Origin of the sequence: Miniphocaeibacter massiliensis (assembly GCF_900232905.1) — a bacterium.
Taxonomy (GTDB): domain Bacteria; phylum Bacillota; class Clostridia; order Tissierellales; family Peptoniphilaceae; genus Miniphocaeibacter; species Miniphocaeibacter massiliensis.
On record NZ_OCTQ01000002.1, the window covers coordinates 308,053 to 323,978 of the forward strand.

Below are 15,926 nucleotides of genomic sequence, written 5' to 3' on the forward strand. Positions count from 1 at the left end.
ATCAAATAATGCGATTATTATCAATAAATTATTTCGAAAATTTGTCACAGAATCAAAAATAAAGAGAGTAAACTCTCTTTATTTTTTTAACTTAGATTTTACATAATTTATAATTTCTACTATGTATCCAATATAATCTGAATAGCCTAAAATATTACTTCTTAAATTGTCTGCAGTATCAGTTACTGTTTCAGAAACAAAATCTACAGTATCTGTAATATCTCCTACAGTATTCGTTACATCCTCTACAGTTTCTTCTACATTTATCATAGTTCTATTTACGCTAGAAGTTATACTTTTAAACTCTGGAGAAACATCACCTATAAGTCTATCTGTTTTTTCAGTTATTCCTTCAACATTTTCCATTATATCTGGTAATTTTCTCATAGTAATATCTATTTCAGTTCTATTTTTTTCAATTATAGTATTAACCTTACTAATTGTACTAATTAACTTTACCAAAAATATTACAAATGCTACTGCTAAAATAGATAGGCATACATACAATATAATTTGAAAAACCTCAATTGTTTCCATCATTTATATTTCTCCTACTCTACTTCTTCTTTTATATCCTTAGCTGCATCTTTCACAATATTTTTTACGTTTTTTCCCGTATCAGATACTTTTTCTAGCTCTGTAGTTCCTCTTTCTTTAAATTCATTGTATTTATCTTTAATGTCACCAGCTATCTCTTCTGTTTTATATATTATGTTGTCTTTTGCTGTATTAATTCCATCTTTTACTGTTTCTTTTGTATCACTTGCAAAATCTTTTATATCTTGCCTTGTTTCTTCTCCTGATTTAGGCGCAAATAAAACACCTGCTGTTATACCGACTATTGCCCCCGCAGCTGTTCCTAATGCAACTTTTCTCGCTGTTTCTAACTGTTTCTTTTTAATTTCCCATCTAACTTGTCTTTCTTTTTCTCTTTTTTTAGCTTCTAAATAATCTACTAGACTCATTTCTTCCTCCTATTTTATAATCTTGGATATTGTTTACCCTATTAAGTAATGTATAAATCATATAATTGTAAAAAAAAAGCAACTATGTTGCTTTATCCCAGTGTTAGCCTGAATATTAGTAACCTTCAGTATTTGAAGGTGGGTTGACTGTCTTAAATGTCTAAAGTCCACTTAAAGAGGCATTTTATCTAATTAAGAACTTCCATCGTCCCTTATATTAAGCGTAGGTATAATAGAGCAGGCTCTAACACTTAGGATACATTTATTATACAAAACAATAATTTATAAATCAATCTCTATTGATATATTGGAAAGTATTTTGGAACTTTACAAAAAATATCCTCAAAATCATTCCCCTCTTTTACATATATCTTGTATTTAGAACAATGTAGAAAGTATGTATCGTATTTATTATCTTTTGTTCCATATAAATTATCACCTAGTAACGGATAACCTATGCTCTCCATGTGTACTCTAATTTGGTGTGTTCTACCTGTATGCAAAATAAATCTGACTAAAGTATTACCTTCTTCTACTTTTAAAGAAATATATTCTGTTTTAGAGTACTTGCCATAATTATTTATTTCACTTTTTATTCCCTCTCTAATTATCGATTTTTCTATAATTCCTCTTCCCTCTAACTTACCTTTTACTATACCTGTATATTCTTTTAATGTATTATTTTTAATTTTCTCATTTTCAAAAACGCCTTGAATATATTTGTTTTTAAAAACTATAACTATTCCAGATGTATCTCTATCTAGCCTATTTAAATACCTAATTTTAGAAGAAATATTTTTGATTTTAAATATGTAAGATATATAATTAGCTAAAGAAATATCTTCATTCGATGTCATTGAAATCCCTCTAGGTTTATTCACTAACAGCAAATCTTCATTTTCATACAAAATTTCAATATTATTTTTTACTGGCTTATAATTATTTTCCTCAATTTCTATAATAAGTTTAATAGTGTCTTCTTTGCCTACTTTATAATTTCTTCCAACTATCTTATCATTAACATATATTTTTTTATTCTTATAGCAACTTATAAATTGATTTCTTGAAATCATATTGTCTTTAAAAATATCTTCTATTTTTTTTAAGTTTCCATTATTTTTTAAGTAAAAAAAGCTTTGATTCATATAAATTAACCTCTCGTTTTGGTATAATGAACTAATGAATGGAGTTGATTTAATTTGCAACATAAAAAAATCATAAATCTTTATCCTAATAACAATCATAAATCTTTGTCTATTAGTTTACAAGTGCAAGATAAATTCGAAACTAGAGGTTTTCAAGTTTCCTATGAAAATAATCCTAATGCAGATTTAAATATATGCATAGGTGGAGATGGAGCTTTTTTAAGAGCCGTACATAAATCTGATTTTTCTAATATACCATTTGTAGGTATCAATACTGGACATTTGGGATTTTATCAGGAAATTTTAATACCTAATATTGAAAATTTTATAGATGAATATTTAAAAAGCAACTATGAAATAGAAACTTTAGATTTGCTGGAAGCCAGAGTTCATTTTTCTGATGATAGTGAAGCTTTAATTTTTAATGCTTTAAATGAATTTGTAGTAAAATCTAGTGATTCTTCAATTATTCACTTGGATGTTTTAATAGATAACAATCACCTTGAGACTTTTGCTGGAGATGCACTACTAATTTCTACTCCTTCCGGCTCTACTGCTTACAATTTTTCTGCTGGTGGATCTATCTTGTATCGTTCTTTAAAAGGATACCAATTAACACCTTTAGCACCTATAAACTCTAAAGCATACAGGTCATTACTAAATTCCATAGTTATCCCTAGTATGTCAACTTTAAGAGTAAAAGTTAGAAATGAAGATAGTGATAGTAATTCCACTTTAATAATAGATGGTATGAGTAATGAATACGATAATTTAAATTATATAGACTTTAAAACTTCAACTAAAAGCATTTCTAAGTTAACCTTCTATAAAGATTGGTATTGGCTGAATATTAAAGATAAATTCTTATAAAAAAAGTATTGAATAAAATTCAATACTTTTTTTATTTTCCCAAACCCAATTCTAAAGATCTTTTAATTATCTTTCTAGCTATTGGAGCTGCAACTTCTCCACCAGAATCTCCACTATCTTCAAGAACTACAGCAACTGCTATTGTAGGGTTTTCTGCTGGCGCAGTCGCTATGAACCAGGCATTTGTAGAATCTTTGTCTTTTCCTATTTCTGCTGTTCCTGATTTACCTGCTACGTCTACTCCCCTTATATATGCATTTCCTGAACTATTCACCATAGATACCATATCACCTAATATTTCTTGTGCTATTTCAGGAGTTGTTACATTAGATAAAACTTTTGCTTCAGTCTTAGACTTAACCTCTTTTTCAGGAGTTCTAATTTCTTTTACTAAATATGGTTTCATCATAACTCCATTATTAGCTATTGCTGATGTAGCCATTGCCATATGAAGTGGAGTTACTACTAAGTCATCTCCTTGACCAAAAGAAGTTCTTGCTAAATTAGATTCTTCCATTCCTTTATCAATCCCATTTGTAGACTTTACTGTTCCTAGATCAAATGTAAAATCTTTTCCAATGTAAAATTTTTCTGCAACTTCTTTTAAACTGTTAGCTCCAATTTCAACTCCTAATGTTCCAAAATAAACATTAGAAGACTTTATTATAGCTTTTTCTAAATCTGTTCTACCATTTGCTTTTCTATTTACGTTGCCAAAAGTATAACCACCTATAGTAGTTTCTCCTTCATCTTGAATAGTCATATTCTCTATTTTATCTTGATTTTCAAGTATACCTGTGGCTGTTATTATTTTAAATACTGACCCTGGAGTATATTTACCCTGAGTTGCTCTGTTCAATAGTTTTGACTCATTGTCCTTATCTGCTATTATTTCATTCCAGTCCGCTGTAATTGTTGTTGGATCAAATATTGGATTTGATGCCATTGCGTATATTTCTCCTGTTTTAGGATTCATAGCAACTATAGATCCTTTACCTTCATCACTTAACAAATCCGTGGCTAACTCTTGTAATTCAGTATTAGTAGTTAATATTAAATCATTACCTTCTTTGTCGTCTTTTATTAATTTTTTCAAGTCTGATAAAGGTGTATCTTTTTTTATAGCCAATAGCTCATCTCTATAAGTACTTTCTAATCCAGATGTTCCATAAGACTTTGAATTATATCCTGTTACAGGAGCATAAGTTTTACCATAAACAAATTCTCTGTAATTATTTCCATCACTTTGCCTTTTTGTACTTACTAATATATTTCCATCTCTATCATATATAGTCCCTCTTTTTACTTTATTTTCATCTACAGTATTTCTACTATCATATTGACTATATTGTTTATTATTTTTTAATTCTTTTGATTTTACTATTTGAAAATAAGTCATATATAAAATCAAACCAACAAAAAGAAATACAAATGCTGTAAAAACTATAAGTATCTTTTTATTATATTTTTCCATCAATCCACCATCTTTCCTCGTGTATCGGAAGAACTATACTGTAATATCCCCAAACATATAAAGCTGGAAATCATAGAACTACCTCCATAACTTAAGAAAGGAATAGTTATACCCGTCATAGGTATAAGTTTTAATACTCCTCCTATCATAACTATAGCTTGCGTCGCAAATAATATTGATATTCCCATAGCTACAAATTTGAAGAAGTAATTTTGTTGCTCCATAGCTATTTTAAATCCTCTATAAACTAGAATCATAAATAACATTATAATTCCCATACCTGTAAATATTCCCATTTCTTCTACAATTGCAGGAAATATAAAGTCTGAAGTAGCTATAGGTATTAAATCTGGTCTACCTAGTCTTAAACCTGTACCAAAGAAATCTCCTGCTGCAATAGCAAACAGAGATTGTATTATTTGATATCCTTTCCTTCCTGGATCTCCCCAAGGATCTAACCATATTGTAACTCTAGTCTGTATATGTTCAAACATAAAATATGCAATTATAGCCCCTATCATAGCCAATAAAATATTTGCTATGATAATTTTTTTATCATAATTGAACACAAAAAGAGAGATTATATATATAGCATAAAATATTACAGCTGACCCTAAATCTTTTTGAATAAAAAACATTCCTATTAAAATATATGAAACTATCATATACACATAATTTCTATATTTGAACTTGCTTAAAAATTTTGTGTTTACTTGAAATGAAGCTGTGAAGAAAACAAATAATATCTTAGATATTTCCGAAAGCTGAAAGCTAAATCCTCCAATTCTTATCCAGTTGTTAGCTCCATTCTTATATGTTCCAAATAGTATTGTTATTGCAAACATAGCAAAACATCCAGCAGCATAAAGAACCGTTAGATTTTCCCAACCTCTAAAAGACTTCAATATATAGTAAACAATATAAAATAATACTGTTCCACCCATATACCAAATTATTTGTTTTATACCTTCTCCTGAATTTATCCTATAAATCATTATTATTCCGATACTAAATAGCATCGAGGCTATTAGCATTAAGTAGTTATCCCCTGTTGTTATCTTAGAAATTATCCTATTTGAAAAATTTACTACAGCCATGTAAATAATAAAAGCTAACAAACTTTTAGTCGTAAAATTTTTTCCACTTGAAACTAAAACTAGGCTAATTGTTAGTATTTGGAACCAAAATAATAATCTAGACGGATTTTTAAGTTTTTTATCTAGCCCTTTTGAGCCAATTTTCATAAATCTTTCTTTAAGTGATATCTTCTTTTTTGCTTTGTTCTTTACTTTACTTTTACTCATCAGTATCACCATTTACAAATAAGAATTCAACTTGACCTATATCTATAATATCTTTATCTCTTAATTCAACAGCATTTTGAATTTGCTGACCATTTATATAAGTACCATTAGCTGAATTTAAATCTTGAATAAAATAAATTCCATCTTCTTTTGTAATTCTAGCGTGTCGTTTTGAAATAAACCTATCCTTTAAAACTATGTCATTTTGGTCAGTTCTACCTATAGTGGTATTATTACCTATAAAATAATGTTCTTGTGTTTTAAATGGCAATTTTTCCTTCCTATTAATAAGTTTTAAATATGTATCTGCTACATAATTCATATTATTAATACCTTTTATGTCCAAATAAATCATTTTTATGATATTAAAAATAAAATAATATATTATAATTACAAATACATACTTGAAAATCATCCCCAGTAATTGGTATAATGTTAGGTTTTCTGTTAGCTGAAAAGAAAAAATACCTTCCAACACATCTATAATTAATTCAAATAATTTCATACTATCTCCCATAAATTTTGATATTACTATTTTACATTAAAATTATCATTTTTCATATAACATAGCTAAATTGTAATAATTTTTTAAACATTATAAAAGAGTATATCATATGATATACTCTTATACGAAATTTACTATTCCATTGTCAAAATTTTTTATTCTAGCCAAAGATTCTAATTTATAACCTTGTTCTCTAATTATCTTTCCACCATCTTGGAATGCTTTTTCTATTAAAATTCCTATTCCCTCAACTGTAGCACCTGCTTGCTCACACAGACTAATTAAGCCTTCTATTGCTTTTCCATTTGCTAAAAAATCATCAATTATTAAAATTCTTTCACCTTTTTCAAGAAAATCTTTAGCAACCATTATGTCATAATTTATATCTTTTGTATAACTATATACCTGTGCTTTATAAACATTATCTCCTAATGTTTTGGATACTGTCTTTTTAGCAAATACAACTGGTGTTTCAAACTTTACTCCACAAGCAAAAGCTATACCTATTCCCGATACTTCTAAAGTAAGAATTTTATCAATTTTTTTATCTTTAAATCTTTCGTAAAATTCATCAGCTAACTCTGTAAATAACTGAGGATCTATCATATGATTAATAAATCTGTCTACTTTTAAAATATTTTCCGGAAGAACTGTTCCCTCTTCTAAAATCTTTTTTTCTAATGGATTCAATATTACACTCCTCTTTATATTAATTTTATTTTTATTTATATGCTTCAAGTTTCTTTAATTGATCTTCTGTAAATTCATATGTATCTTCCATTGAAGTTACTATTTCTGAAATTTCTTCCTTTGAAAATGTTTTATCTTTTATATAACCATCTAATTCATTTGTAATTTCTGTGAATTCTTTATCTTCCATTTTTAAATCTTCCATAGCACCATCTGATGAATCTTCAATTAAAGTTTCTGCTTCTTCCATTGTCATAATATCATCTTTACTTGGAGCTTTAAATTCATCTTTACTATTTGAGTGTTTCATTTCCATTTTCAATGAAATTGTCTGTACATCTTCTTCTTTATTGTCCACACCCATCTTCATGTAAATTTCTGATGTCTTTTTGCTTTTATTTATTCCTATATTCAATTCAAAAATATCTATAACATCAAAATCCGATTCTTCAATCTCCGGATAGTCTGGATAAACTTCTATAATATATTTTTCTAATTTTTTAATTATTTTTATTATATCTTCTTTTTCAAATTTACAAGTTAATGTTCCATCTTTTTTTGAAAACTTAGATTTATCCATTTTTTCAATGTATTCTTCAACAACTTGTTCAATTTTTTTTGTATTTTCTTCTATCTTGTCCTTGTTTTCTAAGTCTTCTTCTGATAGTTCTGATAAATCTATGTATTTACCTTTTAATGAATCACTTAATTCACCATTTTCATTTTCCATACTCATAGATGAATACATTATATCTGTAATTGCAGTAACATAATTTGCTGACATGTATATCTTGTCTTTGTCTGTAATAACTTCAAAAGGAATTTCAACGCCCAATGCATTTATATTCATATTCATCTTAGCTGAAGTATCATCTTTAGTTAAAACATTTCCCGATATACTGACATCTTTCAACTGTGTTACCATTGCATTCATGCTAATATTGTTTTTTGCATTCTTACTTAACTCAATATCATCTATTGACATTTTATATTCTGCAAAATTATATTCTTGAATAGATTTCATAGATTTCAAAAATTTATTTTGCACACCACATCCTACTGTTGTAATAGCTATCATAGTTACCATCAGCAGCATAGTTATTTTCTTTTTCATATACACACCCCTAATATTATTTAATATTATCAAATTTTGCTTTTATAGCACTTGCTGTGATTTCTATATTATCCCTTACTTCTTTTTTTGTAAAGCCAATTGTGTAAATGTATGTTTTAATTTTAGGCTCTGTGCCAGAGGGTCTTAGTGCATACCAAGAACCATCATCATAATAGAATTTTAGAACATTTGACTTTCCCATATTTTTAATATCTTTTAAGAAATCCTCTACTTTTACTAGCTTTTTATATCCAATTTTTTCTATTGGACTTTCTCTAAACTCTTCCATTATCATTTTTATCCTACATTGTCCTTCTAGTCCTTCAAGCACAATAGAATTTAATTGTTCATCATAATATCCATACTCATTATATAATTCTTCCAAAATATCTAATAAACTTTTATTTTGATTTTTATAGTATCCAACCATTTCTACAATAATCATTGCAGTGCTTACAGCATCTTTATCTCTTACAAAAGTTCCATAATTAAATCCTATGCTTTCTTCAAATCCAAATATAAAAGTTTTGTCTCCAGTAATATCATATTCATTTGCTTTTGCTTCAATATTCTTGAAACCAGTTAAAGTCTCTACCATTTCTATATCATATTTTTCTGCAATTTTACTTCCTAAATCTCCTGTTACTATAGACTTAACTATAACTCCATTTTTAGGCAAATTGTTTTTAGTACTTCTTGTTGATAAAATATAGTTTATTAAAAGAGCTCCTATCTTGTTGCCATTTAAAAAAACATATTCTCCTTTTACATCCCTGACTTCAACAGCTATCCTGTCAGCATCTGGATCTGTAGCTATTAAAATATCTGCTTTCACTTTTCTCCCAAGATCTATTGCATATTTAAAAGCTTTAGGATCTTCTGGATTAGGATAACCAACTGTTTCAAAATCCGAGTCTGGTAATTCTTGTTCTTTAACAACATAAACATTATTAAAATCTCTCTCCTTTAAAATCCTACTAACAAATTTATTTCCTGTACCATTTAATGGTGAATATACAACACTTATATTTTTATCTACTTTTTCATCTTCTATACTTAATGTCAAAATATCTTTTATATATGCATCATCCAACTTCTCACCAAAATATTCTACTACTCCAATTTCAAAAGCTTCTTCTAGGTTCATGGTTTTTATACTAGAAAATTTTTCTACTTTATCTATATTTCCTATTATTTCTTCTGCTATATTATCTAGTATTTGTGAACCTTCTTTCCAATATGCTTTGTAACCATTATATTCTTTAGGATTATGACTAGCCGTAATCATTATTCCCGAAATAGCTTTGAAATATCTAATAGCATAAGATAATACTGGTGTTGGTCTTATTCTGTCTGATAAATAAACTTTTATACCATTTCCTGCAAGTACACTTGCTGCCACCTCTGCAAATTCTTTCGAAAAATATCTTACATCATAAGAAATTACGACTCCTTTTTCTCTAGCTTCTTTTCCCCTAGATAATATGGTATAAGCAAGCCCTTGAGTAGTTTTAGCTACAATATATTTATTCATTCTATTTGTTCCTACTCCAATTTTACCTCTAAGACCTGCAGTACCAAATTCTAATGATTTATAAAATCTATCCCTTATTTCTTCATCATTATTTTTTATACTTAATATTTCCTCTTTAGTTGGGTTATCAAAAAAATCATTTTTTAACCATTCTTCATATACTTCTCTATATCCCATTATTTCTCCTATTTATAATAAATTAATCCTTTATATAAAGATTTACTGTTTATCCATTCATTTAAATCATATATTCTTTTCTCTCCATAATTTAGAACTGTGACTTCCAATTTGCCATTATCATATCTTCTAATTTCTGTTATGCAAACCCATCTGTTTTTTAATTCTTCTATTTTAGAATTCCAAGTCATCATCAAAACAGGATTATTAGAAAATAATCCACTTTTTATATATTCAAAAGCGGACTCGCTATTCCATTTCCAGTAATTTTTCATCAAATGCATTTTTTTACCCTTTATATTTGTGAACTTTCTTATACCTCTATTCATTTGATATACAGTAAATATTCCAAGGGGTGTAACTCGAATACATTTTTGTAAATATGTCGCAAATTCCATATAATTTTCATAATTTAATTCTTTATCAAATAGCATATTATACTCTTTGTTAACCTTAGAAATATATATTAACATATTTGCTGCAGCAATTAACCCACTACCTTTTTCGGCTAAATAATGACTTTTATTGTATTCATTAAACCATTTTTCATTTCCACCAATGGATGAACCATTAAATTGAAGTATTTGTTCAAAATCTTTTAATTCATGTTTTTCAATAATTTTCATAATTCTATTCTCTACTTTAATTAAAGTTTATAATTTTTATTCTTATATTTTAATTGATTATATCATAATATTTTTCAACTAAATTATATTAATAATTTTATCTTAAGATTAACTTGACAATTCTTACTTTATTTATTATTATAGTTTCAATAATTTACTATGAACTAGGTTTTTATGATTTTTTTATTTTAGCGAGTTGAAAATGGTGAAAGTCAACATAAAATACCATAAAATTAGGACTAGGGAGTTCATATTGCAAGTATATTACAAGTAATATGCGTTAGCCGCGTTAAGGTTTGAGTGGATATTTTATATCAATTAGAGTGGCACCGCGGAATTTTCGTCTCTTTTCTTTTATGGAAAGGGACTTTTTATTTTATTTAGGAGGAATTATGAAAAAGAAAATTTTATCACTATTATTATTAGCAGTTTTTGCCTTTACTGCTTGTGAAAAGGTAGAAGAAAAGCCTAAAAGCAATGATGCTAAAAACCCAACAGAAACTACTGAAAAAGCTACAGAAGCAGTTAAAGCTTCCAGTAAAGACTTAGAAAAAATGAGAGAGGCTTATGAAGTAAAAGTTGATGAGTTAAAAGCAGAAGATTATTCAAAAGACAGTACTATGAATAAAATTCTTACAGATGGAAAATTAATTGTAGCTACAAATGCTACATATCCTCCGTTTGAGTTTATGTTATCTGTAGATGGTAAATCAACAGAAAATGGAATCGATATGGAAATGGCTAGACTTCTTGCTAAAAAAATTAATGTAGAATTAGAAATAGTAGATACTTCATTTGAAAGCTTAGTTGCAGGAATAAGCAATGGAATGTATGACCTAGTCTTAGCTGGAATGAATAAAGACCCTGAAAGAGATGAACAAGTAGACTTCTCTGATGACTATTATTCACCTACTTTAACTTTATTGCAAAGAAAATCTGACTTAGATAAATATAAAGAAGCTTCAGATATTCCAGATAGTTTTAAATTTGGAAACCAAACTGGAACAGTTCAAGAAAAAGTTACAAAAGTACAATTTCCTGAGACTATAAAAAATTCTTTATACCTAGAAAGTTATACAGACTTAACTATGGCTTTAGAAGCCGGTCAAATTGATGGAATATTATTAGAAGATGTTATCGCTAAAGCTTTTGCTTCAAATAACTCTGCCCTTGCTATAAATGAAAATATAACTTATCCTGGAGAATCAGGTTTTGCTATGGCTTTTAAAGAAGGAGATAAAGAATTCCAAGAATATTTAAATTCTTTCATTAAAGAAATTAAAGATAATGGAACTTTAGATAAAATATATAATGATGGTGCTAAACTAGCTGGCTCATCAATGGAAGACCAATAATTTAAAAGAGTTTGAATTTTCAAACTCTTTTACTTTGTAAAGGAGAATTTATGAATTTAAGTATAAATGATTTTAGTAAACTTCTAGATTCTAAAGATTTATTTATAACAGGCTTGAAAAATACTTTGCTATTATCTGTTATAGGTATATTTTTTGGTATCTTACTCGGTTTAATTTTAACTTTATTTAGACTATCGAAATTTAAAGTTTTAAGAGGATTTTCTTTAACCTATCTTGAAATTATAAGATGTACACCTTTGATGGTACAAGCTTTCTTTATATATATGGCAACGCCAGAACTAATAGGCTATAGATTCTCTCCATTTTATGCTGGAGCAATAGCAATGTCTTTAAATAGTGCTGCTTATGTTTCAGAAATTATTCGTTCTGGAATAAATTCTGTGGATAAAGGACAAATGGAAGCTTCTCGTTCTTTAGGCTTAAGTTATGTAAAAACAATGAGATATGTAATAATACCTCAGGCTGTAAAAAATATACTCCCTACTTTAGGAAATGAATTTATAGCTATAATAAAAGAAACTTCTACGTTAACAATTATTGGTGTAGCAGAAATTATGTTTAATACAAAAAGAGCTCAAGCTGCATCTTATAAAGCAACCCCTGCTATAATTGTTGCAATGATACTATATTTTGTAGTTACTTTTACATTATCCAAAGTTATTGCAAGAATTGAAAGGAGGATGAAGGTTAGTGATTAAAGTTAAAAACCTCCATAAAAGTTTTGATAAAAAAGAGGTCTTAAAAGGCATTGATATTGAAATAGAAAAAGGTGAGGTTGTAGTTATAATAGGTCCTTCTGGTTCTGGTAAAAGCACATTTTTAAGGTGTTTAACAAGACTTGAAGAGCCAACAAAAGGTCAAATATTTCTTGAAAATGAAGAAGTTACAAATAATAAGACTGATATTAATCTAATTAGACAAGAAATGGGTATGGTTTTTCAACATTTTAACCTATTTCCACATCTAACAGTCAATGAAAATATAATTTTAGCTCCAACCAAAGTTAAAAATATATCTAAAGATGATGCTAGAAAAATTTCTGAAGATTTATTGAACAAAATGGGACTTCCTGAAAAAATAGACGCTTATCCAAGTAGCCTATCTGGTGGTCAAAAACAAAGAATTGCTATAGCAAGAGCTTTAGCTATGAGTCCAAAAGTTATGCTTTTTGACGAAGCTACTTCTGCTCTAGATCCTGAAATGGTAGGAGAAGTGCTTCAAGTTATGAAAGATTTAGCAAAAGATGGAATGACTATGGTTGTGGTTACACATGAAATGAATTTTGCAAAAGACGTCGGAAGTAGAATTGTATTTATGGATGAAGGTGTTATCTTAGAAGAAGGAAACCCTCAAGAAATATTTAACAATCCTAAACATAACAGAACAAAAGACTTCTTAAAAAGAGTATCTGATATTTAAAAAGAGTTGATAAAATCAACTCTTTTTCTCATTATCTAAATATCTAGATAAATCCATCATATTATCTTTTATTTCATTTAAATTTCTCTTTATATCGAAGTATTTTTTACTGTCTATATCTTTAAATTTGATAGATAAATTTCTATTTTGAATTCCCTTTATTGTATCGACTAAGCTCTGAAATTCAACAATTAAATTTTCTTCCATAGATTCTTTACCTAATTCTTTATATTCAGTTTTTCCACTATAATCTATATCAAACTCATCAAATAAATTTGGAATGATACAGTTGAATCCCAGATTGTTTTTTACTGTACTACAAAACTGTACTTGTTCATCATTTTCTCCGTGAACAACAAAAACCATTTTAGGTTTTTCTTTAAACCTGCTTAACCAATCTAATAACATAGGTTCATCTGCATGACCAGAAAATCCTTTTAAACTATGTATACTAGCCTTAACTGCTATTTCTTCACCCAATAATTTTATTTCTTTTTTACCATCTAACAATAGTCTTCCTAAAGTTCCATTTGCTTGGTATCCTACAAACACGACTGCCGAATTCTCATCCCATAAATTATGCTTTAAATGATGGCGTACTCTACCAGCTGTTGCCATTCCAGAAGATGATATAATAACCCTAGGAAATCTAACTTTATTTAAAGCCATAGACTCCTCAGTGGAACTTACATACTTTAAATTTTCAAACTCAAATACACTATCTCCTGATAATATACGATCTTTGGTTTCTTTATTAAAAAAATAAGTATTTTCCATAAATGCTTCAGTAGCTTTAACTGCCATAGGACTGTCAATATAAATCGGTATTCTTTGATGGTACGCTATTTCTTCATTATTTTCATAATAATTGTTTAGCTCATAAATCAACTCTTGAGTTCTTCCAACTGCAAAAGACGGAATTATTACTGTACCACCTTTCATTGATGTATCATTTATAATCTTTATTAAATCTAAAACATTTGTTTCAAGATTTTCGTGAATAGTATTCCCATATGTAGATTCCACAATTACGTAGTCAGCTTCCTCAATATAAGATGGATTATTTATTATAGGCTTATTAGGCATTCCCAAATCTCCAGAAAATACTATCTTGGTTGTTTTATTCTTTTCTTTTATCCATATTTCAACTATTGCTGATCCTAAAATATGTCCTGCATCAGAAAATCTTACTGTTATATTTTCATTTATAACCACAAGTTCATCATAATAGCAAGGTTTAAGGTTATTTAAAGAAGAAATAGCATCTTTACTTGTATACAATGGTTCTATTAGTGGTTTACCTGCCCTCATTCGTTTTTTATTTTCCCATTGCGTATCAGATTCTTGAATTTTTGCACTGTCCAATAACATAATATTACATAAATCAACAGTCGGTTTTGTAGCATATATACTTGAAGTAAATCCCTCTTTTACAAGCAATGGTATCCTACCACTATGATCTATATGTGCATGAGTTAAAATTGCAAAATCTATCTCTGATGGTTCAAATTTAAAAGGTTCTTTATTTAAATTCTCTTCTTCGGATCCTCCTTGAAACAACCCACAGTCTATTATAAACTTTTCATTTTCTGTGGTTATTAAATAATTTGAACCAGTTACCATTTTTGCAGCTCCTAAAAACTGTATCTTCATAAAACCTCCTAATATGCCCTTTCATACTGAGTTAAACAATTATATTTTAACTTATTTTTATCTACATATTCCATCAATAATTTTGGATTTCTAAGTAATCCTCTTCCAACTGCAACTAAATCACATTTTTCATTTTTTAAAATATACTCCGATAAATTATAATCTTCTAAAAGTCCTACTGCTATTGTAGGTATGTCACACTCTTTTTTTATAATATTTGAAAATTCCACTTGATATCCAGGATATACGTCAATATCTGTCTCTATTAATCCACCACTAGAAACATGTACTATATCAATGTATTCTTTAATTTCATTAATTATTTTTACCATCATATGTATATCTATTCCATCCTCAATATAATCAGATGCAGATACTCTCAATGATATAGGCTTGTTTTTTGGCCAATATTTTTTAACTTCTTCTAAAATCATTTTCAAAAAAAGAATTCTATTTTTTAACTCTCCTCCATAATTGTCCTTTCTTTTATTCGTGATTGGAGATAAAAATTGATGAATTAAATATCCATGTGCTGCATGAATTTCTATAATATCCATTCCTGCTAAATTTGCATATTTAGCAGATTTACCGAAGGAACTTACAACGTATTCTATTTCTTTTAAGCTCATTTCTTTTGGAATATTGTACGTATCTTTAAAATCTATTTTTGATGGAGCATAATGTTCTAAGTTTTTTACTCTTGATTTTCTTCCAGCATGTGCCAATTGAATTCCACATGCTGAACCATATTTGTGAGAAAAATCAACTAAATTTTTTAATCCATCTACAAATTTTTCATTCCATATCCCTAAGTCATCATCCGTTATTCTACCATTTTCAGTAACTCCTGTAGCTTCTATAATGATTAAACCAACCTGTCCTAGTGCAAACGAACCATAATGTGCTTTATAAAATTCATTTACATATCCTTTTTCTGAAGAATACATGCACATCGGTGGCAAAACTAATCTATTCTTAAGTTTCATATCTTTTAATTTATATTCTGATATTATTGACATAAAATCACCTCTACTTAGATTTTACCATTTATTCATAAAATAAAAAAACTACTTC

Annotated in this window: 16 protein-coding genes and 1 other annotated feature; of the genes, 4 read left to right on the top strand and 12 right to left on the bottom strand. The window is 28.0% G+C overall.

Annotated features, from left to right (window positions below; translation table 11 throughout):
- Positions 1–78: 78 nt before the first annotated feature.
- From CS899_RS05580 to CS899_RS05590, 3 genes are all read right to left on the bottom strand, one after another.
- The gene (locus CS899_RS05580) at positions 79–540 is read right to left on the bottom strand and encodes a DUF948 domain-containing protein (RefSeq protein WP_100065178.1); all 462 of its coding nucleotides are present in this window, start codon (positions 538–540) and stop codon (positions 79–81) included.
- A gap of 11 nt (positions 541–551) precedes the next feature.
- Positions 552–965: a YtxH domain-containing protein gene (locus CS899_RS05585; protein WP_100065179.1), complete on the bottom strand. Its 414-nt coding sequence runs from the start codon at positions 963–965 to the stop codon at positions 552–554.
- A 296-nt stretch (positions 966–1,261) separates the two neighbouring features.
- Positions 1,262–2,110, bottom strand: coding sequence for an RluA family pseudouridine synthase (locus tag CS899_RS05590; RefSeq protein ID WP_164995865.1), 849 nt, complete (start codon positions 2,108–2,110; stop codon positions 1,262–1,264).
- Between the two features lie 54 nt (positions 2,111–2,164).
- Here CS899_RS05590 and CS899_RS05595 point away from each other — a divergent pair, with 54 nt between their 5' ends.
- Entirely contained in the window at positions 2,165–2,980 is an 816-nt protein-coding gene (locus CS899_RS05595; RefSeq protein ID WP_100065181.1) for an NAD(+)/NADH kinase, read from the top strand.
- 31 nt (positions 2,981–3,011) lie between these two features.
- On the opposite strand, the gene CS899_RS05600 is transcribed toward CS899_RS05595, so the two are convergent.
- From CS899_RS05600 to CS899_RS05630, 7 genes are all read right to left on the bottom strand, one after another.
- On the bottom strand, positions 3,012–4,454 hold the full coding sequence (locus CS899_RS05600) for a peptidoglycan D,D-transpeptidase FtsI family protein (RefSeq protein WP_242491876.1): 1,443 nt from the start codon (positions 4,452–4,454) through the stop codon (positions 3,012–3,014).
- Positions 4,454–5,758 (bottom strand): FtsW/RodA/SpoVE family cell cycle protein, encoded by a 1,305-nt coding sequence (locus CS899_RS05605; protein WP_164995866.1) that lies wholly within the window; start codon positions 5,756–5,758, stop codon positions 4,454–4,456. Before CS899_RS05605 ends, CS899_RS05600 begins: the two co-directional genes overlap by 1 nt.
- Positions 5,751–6,263, bottom strand: coding sequence for an FHA domain-containing protein (locus tag CS899_RS05610; protein WP_100065184.1), 513 nt, complete (start codon positions 6,261–6,263; stop codon positions 5,751–5,753). Before CS899_RS05610 ends, CS899_RS05605 begins: the two co-directional genes overlap by 8 nt.
- Positions 6,264–6,383: 120 nt before the next feature.
- Entirely contained in the window at positions 6,384–6,953 is a 570-nt protein-coding gene (locus CS899_RS05615) for a xanthine phosphoribosyltransferase (protein WP_100065185.1), read from the bottom strand.
- A 31-nt stretch (positions 6,954–6,984) separates the two neighbouring features.
- Positions 6,985–8,067, bottom strand: coding sequence for a hypothetical protein (locus CS899_RS05620; RefSeq protein ID WP_100065186.1), 1,083 nt, complete (start codon positions 8,065–8,067; stop codon positions 6,985–6,987).
- A gap of 16 nt (positions 8,068–8,083) precedes the next feature.
- Positions 8,084–9,778, bottom strand: a complete 1,695-nt coding sequence (locus CS899_RS05625; RefSeq protein ID WP_100065187.1) for a phospho-sugar mutase — start codon at positions 9,776–9,778, stop codon at positions 8,084–8,086.
- Positions 9,779–9,786: 8 nt separating this feature from the next.
- The gene (locus tag CS899_RS05630) at positions 9,787–10,404 is read right to left on the bottom strand and encodes a hypothetical protein (RefSeq protein WP_100065188.1); all 618 of its coding nucleotides are present in this window, start codon (positions 10,402–10,404) and stop codon (positions 9,787–9,789) included.
- Positions 10,405–10,554: 150 nt separating this feature from the next.
- Positions 10,555–10,755: a binding site (T-box leader), on the top strand.
- Positions 10,756–10,796: 41 nt separating this feature from the next.
- Here CS899_RS05630 and CS899_RS05635 point away from each other — a divergent pair.
- From CS899_RS05635 to CS899_RS05645, 3 genes are read left to right on the top strand one after another with little or no spacing between them, the layout of a single operon-like run.
- Positions 10,797–11,759: a transporter substrate-binding domain-containing protein gene (locus tag CS899_RS05635; protein WP_164995867.1), complete on the top strand. Its 963-nt coding sequence runs from the start codon at positions 10,797–10,799 to the stop codon at positions 11,757–11,759.
- Positions 11,760–11,809: 50 nt separating this feature from the next.
- Entirely contained in the window at positions 11,810–12,478 is a 669-nt protein-coding gene (locus tag CS899_RS05640; protein WP_100065190.1) for an amino acid ABC transporter permease, read from the top strand.
- A complete protein-coding gene (locus CS899_RS05645; protein ID WP_100065191.1) occupies positions 12,471–13,199 on the top strand; it encodes an amino acid ABC transporter ATP-binding protein in 729 nt (242 codons plus the stop codon). Before CS899_RS05640 ends, CS899_RS05645 begins: the two co-directional genes overlap by 8 nt.
- 15 nt (positions 13,200–13,214) lie before the next feature.
- Here CS899_RS05645 and CS899_RS05650 read toward each other — a convergent pair whose 3' ends face one another.
- Both CS899_RS05650 and namA read right to left on the bottom strand, forming a co-directional pair.
- Entirely contained in the window at positions 13,215–14,852 is a 1,638-nt protein-coding gene (locus CS899_RS05650) for an MBL fold metallo-hydrolase RNA specificity domain-containing protein (RefSeq protein ID WP_100065192.1), read from the bottom strand.
- Between the two features lie 8 nt (positions 14,853–14,860).
- Complete coding sequence (gene namA, locus CS899_RS05655; protein WP_100065193.1) at positions 14,861–15,871, bottom strand: NADPH dehydrogenase NamA; 1,011 nt, start codon at positions 15,869–15,871, stop codon at positions 14,861–14,863.
- Between the last annotated feature and the right edge of the window lie 55 nt (positions 15,872–15,926).

What these genes read in the sequence shown, in the direction of transcription:
- CS899_RS05590 (WP_164995865.1), bottom strand. Translation starts at nt 2,110, where the DNA reads ATGAATCAAAGCTTTTTTTACTTAAAAAATAATGGAAACTTAAAAAAA.
- CS899_RS05580 (WP_100065178.1), bottom strand. Translation starts at nt 540, where the DNA reads ATGATGGAAACAATTGAGGTTTTTCAAATTATATTGTATGTATGCCTA.
- CS899_RS05585 (WP_100065179.1), bottom strand. Translation starts at nt 965, where the DNA reads ATGAGTCTAGTAGATTATTTAGAAGCTAAAAAAAGAGAAAAAGAAAGA.
- CS899_RS05635 (WP_164995867.1), top strand. Translation starts at nt 10,797, where the DNA reads ATGAAAAAGAAAATTTTATCACTATTATTATTAGCAGTTTTTGCCTTT.
- CS899_RS05640 (WP_100065190.1), top strand. Translation starts at nt 11,810, where the DNA reads ATGAATTTAAGTATAAATGATTTTAGTAAACTTCTAGATTCTAAAGAT.
- CS899_RS05605 (WP_164995866.1), bottom strand. Translation starts at nt 5,758, where the DNA reads ATGAGTAAAAGTAAAGTAAAGAACAAAGCAAAAAAGAAGATATCACTT.
- CS899_RS05600 (WP_242491876.1), bottom strand. Translation starts at nt 4,454, where the DNA reads ATGGAAAAATATAATAAAAAGATACTTATAGTTTTTACAGCATTTGTA.
- CS899_RS05625 (WP_100065187.1), bottom strand. Translation starts at nt 9,778, where the DNA reads ATGGGATATAGAGAAGTATATGAAGAATGGTTAAAAAATGATTTTTTT.
- CS899_RS05620 (WP_100065186.1), bottom strand. Translation starts at nt 8,067, where the DNA reads ATGAAAAAGAAAATAACTATGCTGCTGATGGTAACTATGATAGCTATT.
- CS899_RS05630 (WP_100065188.1), bottom strand. Translation starts at nt 10,404, where the DNA reads ATGAAAATTATTGAAAAACATGAATTAAAAGATTTTGAACAAATACTT.
- CS899_RS05610 (WP_100065184.1), bottom strand. Translation starts at nt 6,263, where the DNA reads ATGAAATTATTTGAATTAATTATAGATGTGTTGGAAGGTATTTTTTCT.
- namA (WP_100065193.1), bottom strand. Translation starts at nt 15,871, where the DNA reads ATGTCAATAATATCAGAATATAAATTAAAAGATATGAAACTTAAGAAT.
- CS899_RS05650 (WP_100065192.1), bottom strand. Translation starts at nt 14,852, where the DNA reads ATGAAGATACAGTTTTTAGGAGCTGCAAAAATGGTAACTGGTTCAAAT.